Origin of the sequence: Photorhabdus sp. RM323S (genome assembly GCF_042879375.1) — a bacterium.
GTDB lineage: Bacteria > Pseudomonadota > Gammaproteobacteria > Enterobacterales > Enterobacteriaceae > Photorhabdus > Photorhabdus tasmaniensis.
This window is the reverse complement of the sequence record NZ_JBHFKZ010000187.1, coordinates 1-578: the sequence shown is the minus strand read 5'-3', so window position 1 is coordinate 578 and position 578 is coordinate 1. Positions and strand designations below refer to the sequence as shown.

At 55.9% G+C, this 578-nt stretch carries 1 protein-coding gene; it reads left to right on the top strand.

Annotated elements, in window-relative coordinates; translation table 11 throughout:
• Positions 1 to 578, top strand: a 578-nt coding sequence (locus ACGF7G_RS22595) for a condensation domain-containing protein (RefSeq protein WP_387468529.1), incomplete at both ends; no start/stop codon positions are given.

Here is a 578-nt window from a genome sequence, read left to right as displayed (position 1 = left end):
CTCGTCGCGGTGCGGGTAATAAACCGGATAATGGCGGTATTGGGTGTGGAATTACCTCTGACGGAGCTGTTTAACGCGCCTTCGCTGACGGCCTTAGCCCAGGCGGTGCAGACCCGGCTTGATACACAAGACAGCACTGCATTGCCTGCCATAATACCCGTCTCCCGGGAAGGGAGATTACCGTTATCATTCGCACAACAGCGCTTATGGTTCCTGGCTCAGCTCGAAGGCGTCAGTGAAACGTATCATATCCCTCTCGCATTGCATTTGCGTGGCCAGCTGGATATGGCAGCCTGGCAGCAGGCATGGGATACCGTCTTTGCCCGCCACGAAGCGCTGCGCACGGTATTTATCTCTGTTGATGATCAGCCGCAGGTCCGGCTGCTGGCAAAAGAGAGTGGGTTGCCGTTGGTGCAACATGATTTGCGTGAGCACCCGGCGGCGGACATTGCACTTGAACAACTGTATACCGAAGCCGTGTCTGCGCCATTTGAACTCAGTCGGGGGCCGCTTATCCGGGCGGTGCTTATCCGGCTGACGGATGACGACTATCAGTTTTTACTGACCCAGCATCATAT